A 14725-nucleotide genomic window follows, 5' to 3' on the forward strand; every position below is an offset into this window, starting at 1 on the left:
ACCGACTAAATTTAGCTCTATTTAAAAATGAAAAAATTATCAATGCTTGTTTTGCTTGCTTTTGCTTGCAAAATATCGGCCCAAGAGGCGGGTGATCGTGTGATTACGACCGCAGTTCCCTTTTTGAACATTACAGCAGATGCCAGGGCAGCTGGTATGGGAGATATGGGTGTCGCAACTTCTACCGATGCTTATTCCCAACAGTGGAACCCCGCAAAATTTGCTTTTGCAGAACGAAAAATGGGAGTTGGTCTCGGCTATACACCCTATTTGAGCAATGCCATTTCGGGAATAGGTCTTTTAAACGCTAGTTACTTTAATAAAATTAACGATCAGAGCGCTTTCGCCTTCAGTCTTCGGTATTTTACTTTGGGTGATATTGAGCTAAGGCAGAATTATGAAGATATAGGTACGGTGGTAAAGCCGAACGAACTGTCTTTTGATGGTTCATATTCCTTAAAACTAAGTCCGACGTTCTCAATGGCCGTAGGAGGTAGGTATATAAGGTCGAACCTGAAATTTCAGAACGACAGTAATGTAGATGCCAAGCCGGGTAGTACCTTTGCCGTTGATGTGGCCGGTTTTTACCGCTCAAGGGAAATAGCCTATAACAGTTTCGACGGACGTTGGAGGGCTGGATTCAATATTTCCAACTTGGGAGGCAAGATAGCTTATGACGAAAACGGACAAGATAACTTTATACCGACCAACCTGAAGTTCGGTGTTGGCTTTGATATCATCTTGGATCAAGACAATGTTTTAGGGTTTACCTCTGAATTCAATAAATTATTGGTGCCTACCCCTAAAGATTTTGATGGCGATGGCGATTTGGATGCCGACGATAGGGACGAGTATCAGAACATCGGGTTCTTAAGCGGTGTTTTTAAATCTTTTGGGGATGCCCCCGATGGTTTTAGCGAGGAATTGAAGGAGATGACATGGGCCTTAGGTGCGGAATACACCTATCAAGACGCTTTTATGTTCCGTACCGGATATTTCAATGAGAGTGATGTTAAGGGTTATAGAAAGTATTTTACCCTTGGTGCCGGCTTTAAGTTCAATTCGGCCCAAATAGACCTTTCTTATCTCTTCTCTACTTCAAAAATCACCAACCCTGTAGAAAATTCACTTCGTTTTTCCGTAACGTTTAATTTGGGAGACGAATTCTATAATGATTAAAATATAATATTATTAGTGCTTATAAAACCTGCCGTTCGGCGGGTTTTATTATTTTAGGCCCATATTCGAACAAGTATGCAAAAACGGAATATTACTTTTGAATTGACCACTTTCGATTCCTTGGAGGAACTGAGCAGTGAAGATGCCAATCTAATGGCCGAGGCCGTAGCGGCCAGGAAGAATGCCTATGCACCCTATTCGAATTTTCAGGTAGGGGCCGCCGTGCTTTTGGAGAACGGCGAAATTGTTATCGGTAACAACCAAGAAAATGCCTCATATCCTTCGGGACTTTGTGCGGAAAGGGTAGCGGTTTTTTATGCTGGGGCCAAATATCCGGGTGTGGGCATCAAATCGATAGCCATTACCGCCACTTCTACAACCTATCAGTTAACTGAACCTGCGGCGCCTTGTGGGAATTGTAGGCAGTCTATTTCAGAGTACGAGGTGCGGCAAAAAAGTCCCATAGCCCTCTTGATGATGGGGGAAACCGGCAAAATATTAAAGTGCGATTCTATGGCCGATATACTGCCGCTTGGCTTCGATAGTTCTTTTTTGTAACAGTTCTTGATGGCCTTAGGATAAATTCTAACAAACCTTTTACTTCAATTTTTTTCAACTATTGATTTAATATGTATTTTTGCTCTTCTGGTTCATTCCATGTATGAAAGGAATTGACAAGATGTAACGAAGAATCCAAATTAATAGCATCAATGAAAAAAATTACCAAAGAGGTATATCTGAAATGGTATGAGGATATGTTGTTCTGGCGTAAGTTCGAAGACAAGCTGGCACAGGTCTACATTCAACAAAAAGTTAGAGGTTTTTTACATTTGTACAATGGTCAAGAAGCTGTTTTGGCCGGCTCATTGCATGCAATGGACCTTACCAAAGACCGGATGATTACGGCTTATAGAAACCATGTACAGCCAATTGGTATGGGTGTGGATCCCCGAAAAGTAATGGCCGAATTGTATGGAAAGGTAACCGGTACCTCAAAAGGTATGGGTGGATCTATGCATATATTCTCTAAAGAACATCGTTTTCACGGTGGACATGGTATCGTGGGCGGTCAAATTCCGTTGGGTGCCGGTATGGCCTTTGGTGATAAATATGCAGGAAGGGACAACGTTACCTTATGTTATATGGGTGATGGTGCCGTACGCCAAGGTTCCTTTCATGAAGCCTTGAACTTGGCCATGTTATGGCAACTTCCGGTAGTCTTCATTTGTGAAAACAATGGATATGCCATGGGAACTTCGGTAGAAAGAACTGCCTACTCCACTGAAATCTGGAAACTCGGCTTGGGCTATGAAATGCCTTGTGGTCCCGTAGACGGTATGGACCCCGTAACGGTGGCCCAAGAAGTGAGCAAGGCCGTTGATAGGGCACGTTCTGGTGGCGGACCTACTTTCTTGGAAATGAAAACATACCGATATAGAGGACACTCTATGTCAGATGCGCAACACTATAGAACTAAGGAAGAAGTAAAGGAATATCAGAAAATTGATCCCATTACCCAGGTTCTTGATATTATTAAAGAAAATAATTACGCATCGGAAGAAGAGATAAAAGCTATAGACAAAAGGGTGAAGGATTTGGTCTTGGAATGCGAGAAATTTGCAGACGAGTCAGACTATCCGCCAGTACAGCAATTGTACGATATGGTCTATGAACAAGAAGATTTTCCATTTGTACAACATAAATAATTAGGTAGATGGCAGAAGTAATAAACATGCCCCGCTTAAGCGATACCATGGAAGAGGGTACCGTGGCCAAGTGGTTAAAAAACGTTGGAGACAAGGTTGAAGAGGGTGATATACTGGCAGAAATAGAGACCGATAAGGCTACTATGGAGTTCGAATCTTTTTATGAGGGAACACTGTTGCATATCGGTATACCAGAGGGTGAAGGCGCTCCGGTTGATTCTTTGTTGGCCATTATCGGTAAGGAAGGTGAAGATATCTCTTCCCTATTGAACGGTAGTGCGGCGTCTTCTGAAGTTCAGGAAGCCGATGCGGCGGATGAGCCGGTAGACGATAGTTCTGAAAGTTCCGATGAGGTTAGCGCTTCTGCTGAAGTTCCTGAGGGTGTGGAAATCGTAAAGATGCCCCGCTTGAGCGATACTATGGAAGAGGGTACCGTTGCCGCTTGGTTGAAAAAAGTAGGTGATACGGTAGAAGAAGGTGAGATTTTAGCCGAAATCGAAACGGATAAGGCTACAATGGAATTTGAATCTTTCTATTCGGGAACCTTATTATATATAGGTATACAGGAAGGTGAATCTTCACCGGTCGATGCGGTTTTGGCCATTATAGGCCCTGCGGGTACCGACGTTGATGCCGTGCTTAATGCAAAATCATCTTCTGGTGGAAAAGCAAGTGCTCCTGCAGAAACCCCAAAGGAAGCACCGAAGAAAGAGGCCGCCGAACCAAAGTCGGTAAACGATGGACAGCGTATTTTTGCCTCACCTTTGGCCAAGAAAATAGCTAAGGAAAAAGGCATCGATTTATCCAGTGTTCCTGGTTCTGGGGATAATGGAAGAATCGTAAAGAAAGACGTCGAGAATTATACGCCTGCCGCAGCACCGGCAGCTGCACCGCAAAAAGCGGCAGCTACGGCTGCAGCCCCTGCAAGCGCGCCTGTAATCTTACCGGTTGGTGAAGAAGGTTCCGAAGAGGTGAAAAATTCGCAGATGCGTAAGACTATCGCCAAACGATTGTCTGAGTCTAAATTTACGGCTCCTCATTATTACCTTACTATTGAGGTGGATATGGGCAATGCAATGGCTTCTAGAAAGCAAATAAACGATTTGCCCGATACCAAGGTGTCCTTTAACGATATGGTAGTGAAGGCCTGTGCCATGGCATTGAAGAAACATCCTCAAGTCAATACGACTTGGAAGGGTGATACAACACGTTACAACCATCATGTACATGTAGGTGTGGCCGTAGCGGTAGATGACGGCCTTGTGGTGCCGGTCGTGAAATTTACAGATCAGTTGAGTTTAACGCAAATCGGTGCCGCCGTTAAGGATTTGGCCGGTCGTGCAAGAAACAAAAAACTTACCCCGGCTGAAATGGACGGAAGTACGTTCACGGTTTCTAACTTGGGTATGTTCGGTATTACCGAGTTTACTTCAATTATCAACCAGCCTAATTCTGCAATTCTTTCCGTAGGGGCCATTGTGCAAAAACCAGTGGTGAAAGACGGTCAGATCGTAGTGGGGAATACAATGAAGGTAACCTTGGCCTGTGACCATAGAACGGTCGATGGTGCTACAGGGGCCCAATTTTTATTGACTTTACGTTCTTATTTGGAAAATCCGGTGACCATGCTGGCCTAAACAGATAGAAACTAATATAATAAAGGCATCTCGGTAATTTCGAGATGCCTTTTTTTATTTCTAAATTGTAGTCGAAAATTAAATACCTATGAAAAAGAGTTTTGTGTTCTTGACGGGCATGCTGGTAATGGCCTGTGGATCGTCTAAAATTGATGAGTCGGTAACGCTTCAGAGCGAAGAGGCCGTGCAGTTTGATCGAAGTCTGATGGAAGTGCCTAAGAAGGCCGACGACCTTAATGGTATAAACGGTGCTATAGGTGCATCAAAAAATCAATTCTCGAACAGCGATAAGGTTGGTGCTATCATGACCTTCTTGGCTTCTGATGACCTTCAGGGCAGGGATACGGGTAGCGAGGGTATTGAAAAGGCCGCCGGGTTTATCGAGAACGTTTTTTTGGAAAATAACATAAGACCTTATTTTCAAACCTATCGGGATGAGTTGTCTAATTATGACCAACCTGCGTTCAATGTGGTAGGTATGGTAGAGGGCAACGATCCTGAATTAAAGAACGAGTTTGTAATTGTCGGGGCCCATTATGATCATATAGGCTTGATAGCCGAAGAGAACGGCGATAAAATTGCTAATGGGGCCAACGATAATGCTACGGGAACGACTACCGTATTGGAATTGGCCCGTTATTTTGGAAATACAAAGACCAACAAGCGGAGCATTATCTTTGCGCTTTTTAGTGCCGAGGAAAAAGGACTTTTAGGGTCGAAGCATTTGGCGCAAAAACTAAAGGAAGCCAATTTGAACCTTTATGTAATGCTTAATTATGAGATGGTAGGCGTGCCCTTGGTAGATAAGGACTATCTAGCCTATTTAACAGGGTATGAGGAGTCGAATATGGCCGATGTGGCCAATAGCTATGCGGAAGGTGGTACCTATGCGGGTTTTCTTCCAAAGGCAAAGGAGTTCAATCTTTTTATGAGGTCTGATAACTATCCTTTTCATGAGGCTTTCGGTGTGCCTTCGCAAACCTTTAGCACCTTTGATTTTACCAATTTCAATCACTATCACAAGGTGGGGGACGAGATCTCTGAAATGGACTTCGGCCATATGGCCAACTTGATTAATAAAAGTATTCCGGTTGTAGAGGGTATCGTAAACGCCTCGACTAAAGAAATTCGATATAACTAATGGCAAATGTTATTATTACGGGCTCGAGTAGGGGAATAGGTTTTGAACTGGCAAAATTGTTTGCGGATGAAGGTCATAAAGTCTTGGCCTTATCGCGAAATGACCGACCTATATCAGAATTGGGCCATAAAAATATTTTCAGTTTCCCCTTTGATTTGGGTAATCCTTCCGATTTTAAGAAAATGGAAGATTTTGTGGATGTAAACTTTAAATCGGTAGACCTGCTTATCAACAACGCGGGAAAGTTGCTGAACAAACCTTTTCTAGAGACTGAAGCCGAGGAGTTCGAAGCGGTTTATAAGGTAAATGTATTCGGTGTTGCCGAAATGACGAGAAGGGTCCTTCCTAAAATGTCAAAGGAAGGCCATGTGGTGACCATTAGCTCTATGGGCGGTGTTCAGGGGAGCGTTAAGTTTCCGGGCTTGTCGGCATACGGTTCCAGTAAGGGGGCCGTCATTACACTCACGGAACTGTGGGCGGAAGAGTTTAAGGAAACCGGCCCGTCTTTCAATGTTTTGGCCTTAGGGGCGGTTCAGACGGAAATGCTAGAAGAAGCCTTTCCGGGCTATGAGGCGCCTACTACAGCTTTGGAGATGGCCGGGTATATCAAAGATTTCGCCTTAAATGGACATAAATTTTACAATGGCAAGTTGCTTCAGGTCAGCAATAGTACTCCCTGATATTTTTAGAGGTACAACCGAGGCCGTTAGGGGGAATCGATTTTTGACATAGGCTTAATAATAGATAACTTCATTTATTGGCCGAGTTAACTTATTTTTGTTTCCAGTGGATAATGTGTTGCGAAAATATCTCCCCGAAAGGGCCGTTGAATCGTGTCTTGAATTAATTCAGAAAACAGGTGCGCACCTGAAGATCGTTAATGAAAGGGTCACGCGACATGGCGATTACAGAAGAATGCCCAACGGGAAGCATCAGATTACCGTTAACGCAAACCTCAATAAATATCGCTTTTTAATTACCCTGATCCACGAACTGGCCCATTTGGTGGCATTTGAAAAGTACGGTAGAAGCATAAAGCCTCACGGTGCGGAGTGGAAGCGTATATTTCAATACCTCATGCTGCCCTTTATTCGTCCCGAAATATTTCCCTCGCAATTATTGCCCCTTTTGGCGCATCACTTTAAGAACCCCAAGGCGAGTAGTAGTACCGATGCCCGATTGTCGATAGCCCTCAAACAGTTTGATGCCCAAAACACCGATAAAACCTATGTTTTTCAGGTGCCTTTAGGTAGCGTTTTCCGTATTTATAACGGAAAACTGTATAAAAGGGGAAATAGAAGGGTCAAACGATACGAATGTATAGAGGTCGCAACGGGCCGTATGTATCTTTTTCAGCCAAATGCGGAAGTGGAATTGATTTTTGAGTGATATTTGTAGGAAATAAGATAAATTGAAATAAGAATAGCTAACTATTAATAGCGATGTGAAGACTATATTGGCTTCGCTTCCAAGAGCAATTAAAAAATGAAAAACAAAAATTATTACGCAGTGTTAATGGCCGGAGGTGTCGGCTCGAGATTTTGGCCGATCAGTACGTCATCTTATCCCAAGCAATTTCATGATATGTTGGGTACGGGCGATACCTTGATCCAAAAAACCTTTAAGCGTCTGAATAAATTTGTGCCTACGGAGAATATTCTCATCTTGACCAATGAGCGATATAACGATTTGGTATTGGAGCAGCTTCCTATGGTAAAGCAGGATCAAGTGGTACTTGAACCGGCAATGCGTAATACGGCGCCCTGCATTTTGTACGCGGCCCTAAAGATTCAAAAAATGAATGAAAACGGGGTTATGATCGTGGCTCCGAGCGATCACTGGATCGAAGATGAAGATGCTTTCGCCGCAGATGTCACCACCTGTTTTGAAAAATGCGAAAAAGAAGAGGTGCTTTGTACCTTAGGTATAAAACCATCGTTTCCGAATACCGGTTTTGGTTATATCGAATTTGAAAAGGAAAGTGCCGAGGGCTTGAAGAAGGTGAATCAATTTCGGGAAAAACCCGATTATGAAACGGCCAAGGAATTTTTGGCCCAAGGGAATTTTCTGTGGAATGCCGGAATCTTTATGTGGAGCGTAAAGACCATTGTAAACGCCTTTAAAAATTATCAGCCTGAACAGTATTCCCTTTTTGAATCTGGAATGTCTTGTTACAATACTGGCGAAGAAAAGGAGTTTATAAAAGAAAACTACCCGAAAGCGGAGAATATCTCCATCGATTATGCGATTTTGGAAAACTCTAAATCCATTTTTGTGCTTCCGGCGTCATTTGATTGGAACGATTTGGGCACTTGGGGCTCTTTATACGATAAATTGGATAAAGACGAAGACAACAATGCCGTGGTGAACAGTAAGGTCGTTACTACCGATGCATCCGGAAATATGATAAGGTCGCCAAAAGACAAGATTGTGGTAGTAGATGGTCTTAACGACTATATTATCGTAGACAAAAAAGAAGTACTTTTAATTTATCCAAAATCCAAAGAACAGGATATTAAAAAGGTTTTGGGCGAGGTTAAGGATAAATTTGGAGATACATATGCCTAACAGTATGATATGAGTGATAAACTAAACCAAGATAATCTTACGTCAAGCGAAGAAGAGACCAAGGAAGCCATCCGAAAAGATGCGAAAGGGCTTTGGGAAAGTGTTCGAAGGTTTGTACGTGAGTTGCTCGATATTCGTGAGAATACCGATCAAGAAGCTACGAAGGCGGCCATAATAGCGGATATTCCCTTTAAGGGCCATACTTCATGGATCTTGGTTTGTTCTATATTCATAGCCTCCGTAGGGTTGAATGCGAACTCTACGGCGGTCGTTATCGGTGCGATGTTGATATCTCCCCTAATGGGTCCTATTTTGGGGCTGGGTATGTCTTTGGCCATTAACGATATCGATACGCTGAGGCGTTCCCTTAAGAACTTTACGGTAATGGTAGTGCTCAGTGTTTTAACCGCCTACCTGTTCTTTGAATTTTTTCCTATTCAAGATGAATCATCGGAGTTGTTGGCACGGACCGCACCCGATATTCGTGATGTGCTCATTGCCTTTTTTGGAGGTTTGGCCCTCGTTATCGCCCGGGCCAAAAAAGGGACCATTGCCAGTGTCATCTTCGGGGTGGCCATTGCAACCGCTTTAATGCCACCATTGTGTACGGTGGGTTTTGGACTGGCCATAGGTAATCCTAGCTATGCTTTTGGGGCCATGTATTTGTTTATTATAAATACGATTTTCATTGCCTTGGCCACTTTTTTGACCATAAAATTGTTGAAGTTTCCCATGGTACGTTATGCCAATTCGGCCAAGCGAAGACGAATTGCGCGTATAGCCTCGGTGGTGGCCTTGTTGGTCATGATTCCTGCGGGATGGACCTTCTATAAGGTATTTCAAGAATCGATGTTTAAAAAGCAAGCTACGGAATTTGTTAGCGAGACTATCGGGAAATACCAGTTTATGGGAGGAGGTAGGTTTTTAGATAATTTTACCAGCATTGAATACAATGAAGGTGAAAAGCCGGTCATTGAAGTGGTGTGTATGGGGAATGAGGTCATACCTGAAAATATCATTGCCTCGTGGAATACTATCTTGAAAGAGGATGAGGATTTCTACCGTCTAAGAAATACGGAGCTTCACGTTATTCAAGGGGCCCAGAACGAGCAAGTAGACCAATTGAAATACGTTAACGAGCTCTATGAATCACAAAAAAATCAATTGTCGAGCAAGGCGGAAAAAATAGCCCTTCTCGAAGCTGAAGTGAGCCGGTTACGGCGTGATGCATCTCGGCAAAAAAAGATACCGTTTCTAGATATCAGTGCCGAAGCCAAGGCGAATTATAAGGATATTGAGTCGATACAATTCGACTACGCGGTAATCAATGATTTCAAGAAAATCGATACGCTGTCCATTTTTGAGGTAAAATGGAAAAAGGGAATGTCTTCTGCCAAGACAGCAGCGGAAAACAAGAAAATTCTAGACTGGTTGAAAGTGCGTTTGAAAGACTCTACGGTACAATTGCGCGGAGCCAGATAATCAGCTGTAGTTTAATCGTATGAAAGGTTGTTGCGTTTAGTTACGTTCTTCAATATACATTTGCCGTACCTTTTTAAAGAGATCCGAAGAATAGACAAAATCGGTAACGGTTTCGTTTTCGGTCTTGAAAATTTCTTTGTTGGTACCTTCCCATGCTTTTAGCCCATCTTTTAGAAAGAGGATTTTTTTTCCGATTTCCATTACGGAGTTCATATCGTGGGTGTTGATTACCGTGGTGATATCGTATTCTTCGGTAATTTCTTGAATCAGGTTATCGATAACTATGGCGGTTTTGGGGTCGAGTCCGGAATTGGGCTCGTCACAAAATAGGTATTTGGGGTTCATAACAATGGCCCTGGCTATCGCTACCCTTTTTTGCATACCTCCTGATATTTCGGAAGGATATTTATGGTGGGCATCCACCAAGTTGACCCGTTTAAGCACAAAGTCGGCCCGGTCTTGCATTTCCGATTGCGATTGTTTTGTAAACATTTCAAGCGGGAATTTTACATTGCCCTCGACCGTCATGGAGTCGAATAGGGCACTTCCCTGAAAAACCATACCTATTTCTTGCCGAAGGTTACGTTTTTGTTCGTCGGTCATTTCGGAGTATATTTTTCCGTCATAACTGATCGAGCCCTGTTCGGGGGTAAAAAGACCTAAAAGACACTTTAGGAAAACCGTTTTTCCCGACCCACTCTGTCCAATGATAAGATTAGTCTTTCCTTTGCTGAAACTTGTGGTGACACCTTTTAAGATATGGGTGTCGCCAAAAGATTTGTGTATGTCGTTTACTTCGATCATTAGCCTAATAAAAGTTGGGTTAGAATATAGTTCGCTACAATGATGACAACGCTTGTCCACACAAATGAAGTCGTACTCGCCTTACCTACTTCTAAGGCGCCTCCCGTCATGTAAAAACCGTGGTATGAGGGCACGGTGGCCAAAACAAAGGCAAAGACCAAGGTCTTGAGAAAAGCGTAGGTTACGTGAAATGGAATAAAGTCCAATTGAACCCCTTCTATAAAATCGGCGCTGGTACTGAACCCGCCGAATACGGCCGCCATCCAGCCTCCGAAGATACCTACGTACATGGCTATCGAAATAATAAAAGGGTAGAGGCATAAGGCAACGATCTTTGGGAAAACCAAATAGTTCAAGGCGTTTACCCCCATGACCTCCAATGCGTCTATCTGTTCGGTGACCCGCATGGTGCCGATACTTGAGGTGATATACGAGCCTACTTTTCCTGCCATGATGATAGAACAAAAAGTTGGGGCGAACTCCAATATAATCGATTGCCTTGTGGCAAAACCGACCAGGTTTTTCGGAATAAGTTCACTGGTGATGTTGAGTGCGGTCTGAATAGCTACAACCGCTCCCATAAAAAAGGCGATAAAAATTAAAATACCTAGAGAACCAAAGATCAGCTCGTCGACTTCCTTTAAAATCAACGATTTCATGATACGCCATTTCGTAGGTTTTTTAAAGACGTCTTTTATCATTATGGCATACCTGCCAATAGATGTTAAGTAGTTCATGTGATGAAAATAGGTATATCCTAACAAAAATAACAATAAACGATTTCATTTAACCTTCATTTAAATTTTAAAAGGGTAATTTCTTTACTTTTGTTATTACAATCTATCCAGTTATGCATAAGAATTATTTCATTGTTTTTTTATCAGTTTTTACCTTAACATTTTTACCCTCCAATAGTCTTGCTCAGCGAAAATCAAAAGAGCAGCCCGTATCTGACTTAAGAACGGAGCCAAAGCTAGTGGTAGGTATTATCGTTGATCAGATGCGATACGACTATATCACCCGTTTTTGGAACCACTACGGTGAAGGCGGTTTTAAACGCTTGGTAAACGAAGGTTTCAATTGTAAGAACAACCACTATAACTACGCTCCTACAAGCACAGGCCCGGGACATACATCGGTCTATACCGGTACCACTCCGGCCGTGCATGGTATAATAGGAAATAACTGGTACGATAAAGCTACTGAAACAAGCGTGTATTGTGCCGGAGATCCCGATTACGAGTCAGTCGGAACTACGTCGGATGCGGGAAAGATGTCACCCCATAGAATGACGGTAACCACTATTACCGATGAATTGCGTTTACATACGCAAATGCGGGGAAAAACCATTGCCGTAGCCCTAAAGGATAGGGGGGCGGTTTTGCCGGGAGGCCATACGGCGAACGCTGCCTATTGGTTTAGTGAAGGTTCATGGATTACCAGTTCATACTATATGGATAAGTTGCCCGTGTGGGTCGAAAAATTTAATGCCGAGAAGTCTGTCGATGCGTATAAAAAACCTTGGAAGACTCTAAAGAATATAAATGAATACGTAGAAAGTGCTTCTGATTACAATGCCTATGAAGGGAAGTTCAAAGGAGAGGAGTCCCCGGTCTTTCCGCACGATCTTCCTGCGTTATGGGACAACAATGGAAAGTACGAAATGCTTAAGGCCACACCTTTTGGAAATAGTATGACCACTGATTTTGCCTTGGCGGCCTTAGATGCCGAAGCTTTGGGATCGGACGATATTACCGACTTTTTGGCCGTTAGTTTTTCAAGTACGGATTATGTCGGCCACAAGTTTGGGGTAGCTTCCAAAGAGGTTCAAGATACCTATTTGAGATTAGACCGTGATTTGGAGCGTCTGTTTAAGGAACTTGACCGAAAAGTAGGTAAAGGGGAGTATACCGTATTTTTAAGTGCCGACCACGCTGCAATAGAGGTGCCTTCGTATTTAAAGGATAAAAAGATACCGGCCGATTATGTTTCTTGGGATGCTATGAAAAATGATTTTGCCCAGTTCTTGGAGTTTAATTACGGCACTACCGATATTGTAAAGAATTTTTCCAATTATCAGTATTTTCTTGATCATGATATTATAAACAACCTTGATTTAAGCGTTCAAGAGGTTCAGGAAGCCATTGCCAAGGAAGTTTTGAGCTACGAGGGTATCGATAGAACCTATACCGCCTATCAGATGTGGCAGAACGATTATACGCATGGTATACCTTATATCTTGCAGAACGGCTACAACCAAAAGCGTTCCGGTGATGTATTGGTCGTTTTGGCCCCAGGAACCATTTCATATCAAAAAACAGGTTCGACCCACGGGTCGCCACAAATATACGATACACATGTGCCTCTACTTTTTTACGGTGCGGGAATAAAACAAGGGAGCACGGTAGAGCGAACCGAAATAGATGATATTGCGCCCACCATAGCCGCTCTACTGGGGGTCGCTTTTCCAAGTGGAACTACGGGTAGCCCTATAACCCAAGTATTGAAATAAACCTAAGGAATTATGAGCGAGGCCCCGATAGGTGTTTTTGATTCAGGTGTTGGAGGTACTTCTATCTGGAAGGAAATCCACAAACTGTTACCGCGGGAGCGAACCATATACTTGGCCGATAGCAAGAATGCACCCTATGGGGAAAAGTCACAACAACAGATTCTTGAACTGAGTATCAAGAATACCGAGTTGCTTATGGATATGGGGTGTAAGCTTATCGTTGTGGCCTGCAACACGGCCACTACCAACGCCATCTTATATCTGAGAACGCATTATGGACTGCCGTTCATCGGAATAGAGCCTGCTATAAAACCTGCGGCCCTGAATTCCATATCAAAGGTCGTAGGCGTACTAGCGACCAAGGGAACACTTTCCAGTAGTCTTTTTCATAGTACCACGGAAAACCACGCAAACGGTATAAAATTAATTGAGCAAGAAGGCACCGGTCTGGTTCCCTTGGTAGAGAGTGGGAATATAGATTCAAAAGAAACGGAAACGCTTTTGAGGAAGTATATTGATCCCATGCTTGATCAAGGTATGGACCATTTGGTTCTTGGGTGTACCCATTATCCGTATTTGGTGCCGGTACTGCAAAAGATAATGCCCGAGGGGGTCAAAATTATCGATTCGGGTGAGGCCGTTGCGCGCCAAGTAAAGGCCATTTTGGAAAAGAACGCTATGCTCAATACGGCCACAAGCCATAAGGGGCATCGGTTTTATACCAATATTGATCCGAAGGTACTACGTAATTTCGTTAGCGGTGTCGCCCCCGATATTCGGGTTGAAAAGTTAGATTTTTAAATAGGTGCGGTAAGTAAAGGCGTATTTGTGCTTTTCATCCGCGGGATGGTATTGCTCGGTGGCAAGTTCCCATTGGCTTTCGGGTATTTCCGGAAAGAAGGTGTCGGCATCTTCAAAAACGCCGTGTACGCGGGTGAGTTCAATTTTATTGGCGTGCTCCATGGCCAGTTTGTAGATTTCGCCGCCTCCGATTATAAAGGATAAGTCTTCGTCCTTTACCAGTTCCAAAGCTTCCTCTAAGGAATGTACCACAACACATACATCGTAGTCTACAGTGTAATTTTTGTCGCGGGTAATGATCACGTGCTTGCGATTGGGCAGGGGTTTCGGAAAGCTCTCGTATGTTTTTCTGCCCATGACAATGGTGTGCCCGGAAGTAAGGCTTTTAAATCTCTTAAAATCATCCGGTAAATGCCATAGTAGGTCGTTGTCCTTTCCTAGGGCATTGTTGTCGGCCGCTGCCGCTATCAAGGCTATGATGTTCATATGTCCTTTTTTTTATTTAATTGGGAGAGGGGAAAATCGGTTTCGATCTCTTTTTGTATTTCGGCTATGCGTTTTTTTTGCTTGGCCACCAGTTTCTCACGTTGGGTGCGTTCCCAGTCCTTACCCATGAATTTTTGGGTCACAAAAACATTGAAGGCATGAAGGACGAATAAAAAGGCCCAGAACGTAATGCCCCATATAAACCAATCATAGGTGGCGCCATACTTTAATATCTTGTTGACCAGAATGAGAAATACACTGCCAATAAGAAAGATGACAAAATGAACGTACAGGCGTTTTTTTTGTTTGATGCGGTTTTGGGCATTCTCGAGCATTTCATGTTGCTCAAGGCCTACTTCTGAATGGTTTTTGTTTTTAGAGAACATACGAATTAGTACCTTTATAGAAC

15 protein-coding genes are annotated in these 14725 nt (G+C 43.2%); 11 read left to right on the forward strand and 4 right to left on the reverse strand.

The window, feature by feature from the left end; genetic code table 11:
• The first annotated feature begins 27 nt into the window (after window positions 1–27).
• The 9 genes from porV (at window position 28) to B4Q04_RS15615 (ending at window position 9713) form a co-directional block, all read left to right on the forward strand.
• Window positions 28–1179 carry a type IX secretion system outer membrane channel protein PorV gene (gene porV, locus B4Q04_RS15575; RefSeq protein ID WP_013992267.1) on the forward strand — a complete coding sequence of 384 codons (1152 nt, stop codon included), beginning with the start codon at window positions 28–30 and terminating at the stop codon, window positions 1177–1179.
• A gap of 75 nt (window positions 1180–1254) precedes the next feature.
• Entirely contained in the window at window positions 1255–1737 is a 483-nt protein-coding gene (cdd, locus tag B4Q04_RS15580; RefSeq protein WP_013992266.1) for a cytidine deaminase, read from the forward strand.
• 152 nt (window positions 1738–1889) lie between these two features.
• Window positions 1890–2885: a pyruvate dehydrogenase (acetyl-transferring) E1 component subunit alpha gene (gene pdhA, locus B4Q04_RS15585; protein ID WP_013992265.1), complete on the forward strand. Its 996-nt coding sequence runs from the start codon at window positions 1890–1892 to the stop codon at window positions 2883–2885.
• Window positions 2886–2893: 8 nt separating this feature from the next.
• Window positions 2894–4522, forward strand: coding sequence for a pyruvate dehydrogenase complex dihydrolipoamide acetyltransferase (locus tag B4Q04_RS15590; RefSeq protein ID WP_088697381.1), 1629 nt, complete (start codon window positions 2894–2896; stop codon window positions 4520–4522).
• Window positions 4523–4610: 88 nt separating this feature from the next.
• Complete coding sequence (locus tag B4Q04_RS15595; protein ID WP_088697382.1) at window positions 4611–5663, forward strand: M28 family metallopeptidase; 1053 nt, start codon at window positions 4611–4613, stop codon at window positions 5661–5663.
• Window positions 5663–6343, forward strand: a complete 681-nt coding sequence (locus B4Q04_RS15600) for an SDR family NAD(P)-dependent oxidoreductase (protein WP_088697383.1) — start codon at window positions 5663–5665, stop codon at window positions 6341–6343. The genes B4Q04_RS15595 and B4Q04_RS15600 overlap by 1 nt, the downstream gene beginning before the upstream one ends.
• Before the next feature lie 106 nt (window positions 6344–6449).
• On the forward strand, window positions 6450–7052 hold the full coding sequence (locus tag B4Q04_RS15605) for a SprT-like domain-containing protein (RefSeq protein WP_088697384.1): 603 nt from the start codon (window positions 6450–6452) through the stop codon (window positions 7050–7052).
• A gap of 96 nt (window positions 7053–7148) precedes the next feature.
• The gene (locus tag B4Q04_RS15610) at window positions 7149–8231 is read left to right on the forward strand and encodes a mannose-1-phosphate guanylyltransferase (RefSeq protein ID WP_013992260.1); all 1083 of its coding nucleotides are present in this window, start codon (window positions 7149–7151) and stop codon (window positions 8229–8231) included.
• A gap of 9 nt (window positions 8232–8240) precedes the next feature.
• Entirely contained in the window at window positions 8241–9713 is a 1473-nt protein-coding gene (locus B4Q04_RS15615; RefSeq protein ID WP_013992259.1) for a DUF389 domain-containing protein, read from the forward strand.
• A 36-nt stretch (window positions 9714–9749) separates the two neighbouring features.
• Here the strand turns inward: B4Q04_RS15615 and B4Q04_RS15620 are convergent, their stop codons facing one another.
• A complete protein-coding gene (locus B4Q04_RS15620) occupies window positions 9750–10517 on the reverse strand; it encodes an ABC transporter ATP-binding protein (RefSeq protein WP_013992258.1) in 768 nt (255 codons plus the stop codon).
• Entirely contained in the window at window positions 10517–11254 is a 738-nt protein-coding gene (locus B4Q04_RS15625; RefSeq protein ID WP_046287328.1) for an MlaE family ABC transporter permease, read from the reverse strand. The genes B4Q04_RS15620 and B4Q04_RS15625 overlap by 1 nt, the downstream gene beginning before the upstream one ends.
• Before the next feature lie 113 nt (window positions 11255–11367).
• Between B4Q04_RS15625 and pafA the strand changes: the two genes are divergently transcribed.
• Window positions 11368–13029 carry an alkaline phosphatase PafA gene (gene pafA / locus B4Q04_RS15630; RefSeq protein ID WP_088697385.1) on the forward strand — a complete coding sequence of 554 codons (1662 nt, stop codon included), beginning with the start codon at window positions 11368–11370 and terminating at the stop codon, window positions 13027–13029.
• Between the two features lie 12 nt (window positions 13030–13041).
• Window positions 13042–13830 carry a glutamate racemase gene (gene murI, locus B4Q04_RS15635; protein WP_088697386.1) on the forward strand — a complete coding sequence of 263 codons (789 nt, stop codon included), beginning with the start codon at window positions 13042–13044 and terminating at the stop codon, window positions 13828–13830.
• Here the strand turns inward: murI and B4Q04_RS15640 are convergent.
• Both B4Q04_RS15640 and B4Q04_RS15645 read right to left on the reverse strand, forming a co-directional pair.
• Window positions 13819–14316, reverse strand: coding sequence for a dihydrofolate reductase (locus B4Q04_RS15640; protein ID WP_088697387.1), 498 nt, complete (start codon window positions 14314–14316; stop codon window positions 13819–13821). The genes murI and B4Q04_RS15640 overlap by 12 nt on opposite strands.
• A complete protein-coding gene (locus B4Q04_RS15645; protein ID WP_088697388.1) occupies window positions 14313–14702 on the reverse strand; it encodes a 2TM domain-containing protein in 390 nt (129 codons plus the stop codon). The genes B4Q04_RS15640 and B4Q04_RS15645 overlap by 4 nt, the downstream gene beginning before the upstream one ends.
• Between the last annotated feature and the right edge of the window lie 23 nt (window positions 14703–14725).

The sequence above is a fragment of the Zobellia sp. OII3 genome, from assembly GCF_002211465.1.
GTDB classification, from domain to species: domain Bacteria; phylum Bacteroidota; class Bacteroidia; order Flavobacteriales; family Flavobacteriaceae; genus Zobellia; species Zobellia galactanivorans.

Bases quoted from the DNA above. Each gene is read 5' to 3' on its own strand.
- porV (WP_013992267.1), top strand. From the start codon at position 28: ATGAAAAAATTATCAATGCTTGTTTTGCTTGCTTTTGCTTGCAAAATA.
- cdd (WP_013992266.1), top strand. From the start codon at position 1,255: ATGCAAAAACGGAATATTACTTTTGAATTGACCACTTTCGATTCCTTG.
- pdhA (WP_013992265.1), top strand. From the start codon at position 1,890: ATGAAAAAAATTACCAAAGAGGTATATCTGAAATGGTATGAGGATATG.
- B4Q04_RS15590 (WP_088697381.1), top strand. From the start codon at position 2,894: ATGGCAGAAGTAATAAACATGCCCCGCTTAAGCGATACCATGGAAGAG.
- B4Q04_RS15595 (WP_088697382.1), top strand. From the start codon at position 4,611: ATGAAAAAGAGTTTTGTGTTCTTGACGGGCATGCTGGTAATGGCCTGT.
- B4Q04_RS15600 (WP_088697383.1), top strand. From the start codon at position 5,663: ATGGCAAATGTTATTATTACGGGCTCGAGTAGGGGAATAGGTTTTGAA.
- B4Q04_RS15610 (WP_013992260.1), top strand. From the start codon at position 7,149: ATGAAAAACAAAAATTATTACGCAGTGTTAATGGCCGGAGGTGTCGGC.
- B4Q04_RS15615 (WP_013992259.1), top strand. From the start codon at position 8,241: ATGAGTGATAAACTAAACCAAGATAATCTTACGTCAAGCGAAGAAGAG.
- B4Q04_RS15620 (WP_013992258.1), bottom strand. From the start codon at position 10,517: ATGATCGAAGTAAACGACATACACAAATCTTTTGGCGACACCCATATC.
- B4Q04_RS15625 (WP_046287328.1), bottom strand. From the start codon at position 11,254: ATGAACTACTTAACATCTATTGGCAGGTATGCCATAATGATAAAAGAC.
- pafA (WP_088697385.1), top strand. From the start codon at position 11,368: ATGCATAAGAATTATTTCATTGTTTTTTTATCAGTTTTTACCTTAACA.
- murI (WP_088697386.1), top strand. From the start codon at position 13,042: ATGAGCGAGGCCCCGATAGGTGTTTTTGATTCAGGTGTTGGAGGTACT.
- B4Q04_RS15640 (WP_088697387.1), bottom strand. From the start codon at position 14,316: ATGAACATCATAGCCTTGATAGCGGCAGCGGCCGACAACAATGCCCTA.
- B4Q04_RS15645 (WP_088697388.1), bottom strand. From the start codon at position 14,702: ATGTTCTCTAAAAACAAAAACCATTCAGAAGTAGGCCTTGAGCAACAT.